Raw genomic sequence first — 5,737 nt, 5'->3', positions numbered from 1 at the left:
GAATGTTGACCGAGGGCAAACCCTGGCCAAAGATCGGTGTAGGACTCACGCCCAGATTGTTGTGGTAATAGCCCTCGCTCGCGTAGAGGAAAACTTTCGGTCGAAAGGCCGCTTTCGCACCACGCACTCGCGCGTTCTCAGCTTGCAGGCTCGAATAGGCGGCAAGTACATCAGGGCGACGGGAAAGCGCATCCTTGATGACTTGCTCAAGCGATTCCGAGGTGGGTGCGGGTAGCTTTCGATTTCCGACGTCGACAACTTGTATGCGCGTCAGCGGCGATGCGCCCACAGCAGCCATCAGATCCTGATACGCATCCTCGGTTTTTCCGCGGCTGATGACGGTCGCCAGCTTTGCCTGTGCGCTGGCTTGGCGTGCCTGCGACACCTCGATGATCGTTGCGACTCCACGATCGTGGCTTTGTTCGGCTGCTTCCTGAATCTTGCGTGCATTGGCAAGGGAGGTCGCCGCAGTCTGCACGTGGGCGCGCGCAGCCTGGTAGGCATAGAAAGCTACGCTGACATCGTAGACAATTTTCTGATGGGTTGCGGTAAAGGCGATATTGGAAACTATGGATGCTTGCTTGGCGGCGTCCAGCAATGCCGCGCGCTCACCGAAGTCAAACAGCAACCATTGCAGGGATACCGATGAAACCGTGCCACTGCCACTCAGGTCGGCACCACCACCGTCGCGCAGGAACTCGTTCTGGCTGTGGAAGTAGCCGCCCAGCGCCGTAGCGGCAAGTTGAGGCAGGTAAGTGCTTCGTACAATACCGGCGGCGAGGGCAGCCCGGCGAGCATCGTTCCAGGCCACCCGCGTTTCTGGATTGTTCAATTGCGCGATATCAATCAGCTCCGCAAGAGAATACGGGTTCTCGCGTTGCGGCAGTTCCTCCCCGGGGATATCGGCAACCTCGCGATTGGCGGGCAATACATAAGTGTCGCTATCGGTTGTTGCGGGCGGCAGTGTGCTGGAGACGATCGCGCCGTTGTCATCCGTGTGTGGCATCCAGGGCCGGTCGGGGCGGGCTGGGGCCATGTCCAGCGCCGAAGTGGCACAGCCGGCCATGAAAATGCAGGTGAGCGCCATTTGCGCAGCGCCGATGGTTTTCCGAAAAACGCTCAGTGTTCGGCTTGCTTCGAAACGACCTGACGCGTGCTGGCGGTGCTTGGTGTATTCATGCGCCGACGTGCACGCATCAGGGAGCGTGCTGCGGGGTTCCCCGTCCTTTGTCGGCTTGCGAAGATGCTTCGGGTATTCTTCATGGCGGTTGTGCATCTTCTGTCACCTTGCCGTTTCGTCTGCGGGGACCAGCATCGTCTCGATATGCCCGAGTTGCAGCGCAAGCGCATCTCCCGTCGGGAATCGTGACGAAGCCTCCGTCGAATTTTGTGGTTGGGCGTCAGGTATGGATTCGGCGTGTGCCCGATCAACCGCTCCAGGGGACTCAACAGATGCAATCAAGCGTTCAAGACGTTGCTGAACATCTTGTTTCCTCGCCGAGTCCAGGGGGGGAGTGGTAAATATCAGCCTCTGGAGTGTGTCGATGTGCCTGGCAACGCTCGCTCGTGTTTGCACCCAGGGCCGAGGCGGTCGTATCGATGACGGTTCGAAGCCGAGAAGATCCAGGTCTCGCTTGAGCGCACCCATGCCCGATTGCACCTGTGCCAGGCTGGCAAGACGAACGGAGCGACTCGCGCCGGCAAGCAGTCCGTTCAGGCTGCGCATGACCTTGCCTATGGCCGGATCAATCCGGGAAGCGATAGTGACTGGCCAGATCCCCGTGAACACCAGATAGACAACAACGTTGCCCAGCAGCACGCCGATGACGCGATCGCGGGCGATGCTCAGGTCATATTCCGGATGCCAGCCCTGCAGCACGCACAGCAGGAACGCAAATGCGATCTGGAAACCTGCGTAGGAAATGCGCTCGTCTCCGACGGCTATCCAGGAGGCACCGAGCATCCCGACAAAGACCAGCGCGAGCAGCGGCATGATCGAATCCATGGACGGGATCAGGAAAACGATGGCAAGCATCCCAAGGATCCCACCCAGCACGGCGCCGGTAATTCGCAGGATGACCTTCTGTGCAGTCTCTGCCGTGCTGCCCAGCGAAACGATATAGACGGTGATCATGGCGGTGTGAATGCCAGGCCAGTCCAGCAGTGTGTAAACCAGATAGCAGAAGATCGCGGCGAAGGTGGTCTTCACTGCGTAGCGGACATGCGTGGGATTGGAGATCAATTCGTCGAGCGCAGATTTGGCCGGTTGCCTGTCTGTCGGTGCCGGCTGGTCTCGCGTATCCGTATCGGCTGCCGAAGGTTCCGCGAAAGTGGCCAGCGCCTTTTCGAGTTCCAGCAGCCCCGCGCATGCGTTCGAAGTGCGAGCGGAATCCGTGTCGTCCGTGGGCTCGAGCACGACGTCGATCGGGTAGCCCCCTCGCTCCAGAATGGACGCCATTTGGATCAGGGTATCGCCCAGCTGGCGTCGCGTTGCGATCGACAGGGCTGCATCCGGCTGGTTGGCGATGGCATCCACGCTTGCCAGCACCGCAGTCGTGGATTCATTGGCATGTTGCAGGGCGTTCAAGTCCACCGCGGGAACGCTACGTTCGAGCGCGGCCAGTTTCAGCCATTGTCGAATTTGCTCGTCACCCTCGTCGCGAGCGTCGTAGAACGTGCGTCGCCCGTTGGTGTCGGTGCCCGTCAGCATTCTGGCGGACAGGTTTAGCCGCCAGGCCAGCGCTTTCTCGATCAGCCTGCGGGGCGAGGGAGCCAATGTCAGATTAACCACAATCGAGACCACTGCCGGCGTCGCGACCAGAAGCCAGGCGTACAGCAGCGCGCGAGTTGCTGCTTCGCCGACCGGGATCATCCCCGTCAGGCTGAGGCCGAAAGCCAGGATCAATGCGAGGATGCCGCCCGGCTCCTGCGCATTCGCGCTCGATGCGAGATAGAGAATGATCAGGGAGGCCGCGGTCATGCTGGCAAGCCGCCATACAGGTCGGTCGACGACCGCGATGACAAGTGGAAACAGCAGGGCCACCAGCACCGAGACGGCAATCAGGGCACCTACGTTCAGCAGCAGGCTGGTTGTCCTGTCCGGCTTGTTCAAGAACAGGACAATGTACGCCGCGAGCGAGGGAAGGAAGGTCTGGTAGGTCTGGATGACGAGGGTCGTCAGTGCAGCGATCAGCGCCAGGCGAAGGGCAAATTCGAGCCGCCCGGGTCTCGCCTGCAGAAGCCGCAGCAGTTCATTCAGCCGGCTGGTGGTCGCCTCACCTGCACGCATTGCCGTGCCCGATCTCGACCACTGCACTGGCTCCGAGGCGCACGAGTCGTTCAGGAGGATCACTCAACCGGATACGAACCGGGAACCGCTGTGCGACCTGAACCCAGTTCAGCGATCGGTTCACGAACGGGACCGTTCCGGAGAGACCAATCTGGTCGCTCTGCAGTACGCCCCAGCCGATCCCTTCAACCGTACCCGCAATTGACAGGTTGCGATTGATCATTGAATAGACCGTTGCGCAATCGCCAATCTGGATCCGTGCGAGGTCGGTCTCACGGAAATTTGCGCTCGCAAACCATTGCTCGGTATTGATCAGAGTAAAGAGTGACTGACCCGGCGCAATCATTTCGCCCGGTGAAACTTTCAATCCCACCACACGACCATCGTTCGGGGCGGTGACATTGGTGTTGTCCAGGCTGCGTTCGGCGAGGGCCAAGGCGGCCTTGCGTGCATTGACCGTTGCATCTGCCGCCTGTTCGGTGCCTACCGCTGAGCGCGTGGCGGTTTCCTGCGTGCGAGCTTGTGCCAAAGATGTTCTGCCATCCTGCTCGGCAGTGAGAGCCTGATCGAAGCGTTCCTTGGTCACGTATCCCTTGGCGGCCAGGGGCCGCAAACGCTCCACGGTGCGCTTCGCCAGATCGTAGTTGGTCTGGGCTCGGCCGGTTTGGTCTTGCGCAATTTGCGCGGTGGATTTCTCGCTCTCGATGCTGCGCAGGCGCGTGCCGCGCAAACCTTCGGCAATCTCAAGGTCGCCCGCGGCCTGGGCCACGGCCAGCCGGTAGGGTTCGGGATCAATCCGGAACAGGAGGTCACCCTCTTGAACCTTGGCATTCTCCTGCACTGCAATCTCGCTTACACGACCACCCACTGATGCAGCGATGTGGACGACATTGGCGTAGAAAGAGGCGTCATCGGAAGCCGGGTAGCTTGCGCGGCGGTGTGAAGCGTAGAAGACGGCCATAACGGCCATGGCAATGATTGCCAGGGAAATCAGCATCGTCTTCGGCGAGCGTTTTTGTTGACCGGCAATTTTCATGATTATCCGAACGCCACCCGCCAGCTACCAATGGCCACAATAAGTCCGATTGACGAGCAGACAAAGAACTGGAGCGGCAGTGTGTTTGCCAGTTCCGTGAGGACAAGAACTACGCGCGTGCCCAAGGCAGCCATGAGTCCGACTGCTGCACAGAACAACCATGCCGGGAAGTACGCGCCAAATAGCTCGAACATTGGAGCTCCGCTCATGGAGCAGCCTTCCAGCATCGGAAGCATGGCGAGCACGGCAAGAAATCTTGGGCTGACTCGCTGCGATGGTCTTGCCTGCCTGACTGGCCATGAGTGCCCGCGCGACCTGGCTGTAACGTTTCCAGTTCGGGGCAATTGGCCTAAGTTACACAAATAGCTTGTGCCTGGCGTTGACTGGTGTTGCGCATTTCTCTGCAAGATTGAAGACACCATGCATACCCGCCATCAACTTCTGTTTTCCGGTCACCGCAGGAATCAGGCGCCATCACGCAGGCATTTGCCCGCAAGGCGCGTACTCCGGGGAAGTAGACAAGCTTGTCCCGCGAGACGAGCAGGACGCAACCGATGGTACCTACAAGCGCGAACACTTCGCAACGGGTGCAGCCGCCCTTGGGCGGAGGTTTCACTGTCATGGAAATGTCGTCGCAATGTGCTTCGCCCTGGAGGGCTGGCACTCTCGAGATCAAGGATCGCAGTCCAGGAACGCAAGTTGCGTTGATGCTGGAAGTGGCGTTGCCCGCCATTGCAAACCTGCTCGCGAACCTTGCATGGATGCGCGCCGAGTGAGGCCACTCGATTGGCAGCCTTTTCGCCGCATAAGGATCCAGCCGCTACATCACGCCAGGCAAGACCCTGCCAGCTTCGCAATGTTGACGAAAGTTTACCGAGAGCATGCAAGTTCGAACGTCATGCTCGCTGCCGGGCTCGACAGGCTGAGTTCGATGCGATGCGTGAACTCCAATTGACAGAGTGGGCGCATGGATGAGCCTGCTTGTTGCGTCCGTGCTGTTGAGGCAGGGCCGGCTTCGGTCGCTGCGCGCACGCGTTCTGGACGACAGGATCAAACAGTGCGCGACACATCCGCCACCAATCGCAGCACGAATGGAACAGCCAGGCCGGCCTGAATCAAAGGGCACACCTTGGCGATCGTTCGGACGAGTGCGGAGACGGATCATTCGTACCCATGTCCGAGCAGATTCAGGCAAGATATTGGCATGTTGCCAACCTGGATTCCGACTTTCACAGCTTGCCCGCAAGGAGAAGGGGCCCTGTCAGCATGAACCTGCTGGCCCGCTTGCAACACAGCGTGCTTTTGCAATCCCTGGTGCGATTCGGCAAGCCTGATGTGCCATGGATGGTCGCAGCACGAAACACCCTGGCAGTCGTTTTGCCACTGGCTGTTGGCGTAGTGATGGATCATCG

4 protein-coding genes are annotated in these 5,737 nt (G+C 59.7%); all 4 read right to left on the bottom strand.

Translation table 11 applies throughout. The annotated features are described in order from the left end of the window. On the bottom strand, nucleotides 1-1,087 hold a 1,087-nt coding region (locus WBP53_RS14880), incomplete at its 3' end, for a TolC family protein (protein WP_423930294.1). Nucleotides 1,088-1,282: 195 nt separating this feature from the next. Continuing rightward, nucleotides 1,283-3,289, bottom strand: coding sequence for an FUSC family protein (locus WBP53_RS14875; RefSeq protein ID WP_423930292.1), 2,007 nt, complete (start codon nucleotides 3,287-3,289; stop codon nucleotides 1,283-1,285). Beyond that, the gene (mdtN, locus tag WBP53_RS14870; RefSeq protein WP_423930290.1) at nucleotides 3,276-4,325 is read right to left on the bottom strand and encodes a multidrug transporter subunit MdtN; all 1,050 of its coding nucleotides are present in this window, start codon (nucleotides 4,323-4,325) and stop codon (nucleotides 3,276-3,278) included. The genes WBP53_RS14875 and mdtN overlap by 14 nt, the downstream gene beginning before the upstream one ends. A 2-nt stretch (nucleotides 4,326-4,327) precedes the next feature. After that, the gene (locus WBP53_RS14865; RefSeq protein WP_423930288.1) at nucleotides 4,328-4,534 is read right to left on the bottom strand and encodes a YtcA family lipoprotein; all 207 of its coding nucleotides are present in this window, start codon (nucleotides 4,532-4,534) and stop codon (nucleotides 4,328-4,330) included. Nucleotides 4,535-5,737 lie beyond the last annotated feature (1,203 nt).

Source organism: Dokdonella sp. (assembly GCF_049593775.1).
Taxonomy (GTDB): Bacteria; Pseudomonadota; Gammaproteobacteria; order Xanthomonadales; family Rhodanobacteraceae; genus Dokdonella.
This window is presented reverse-complemented; position numbering and strand designations above follow the sequence as displayed.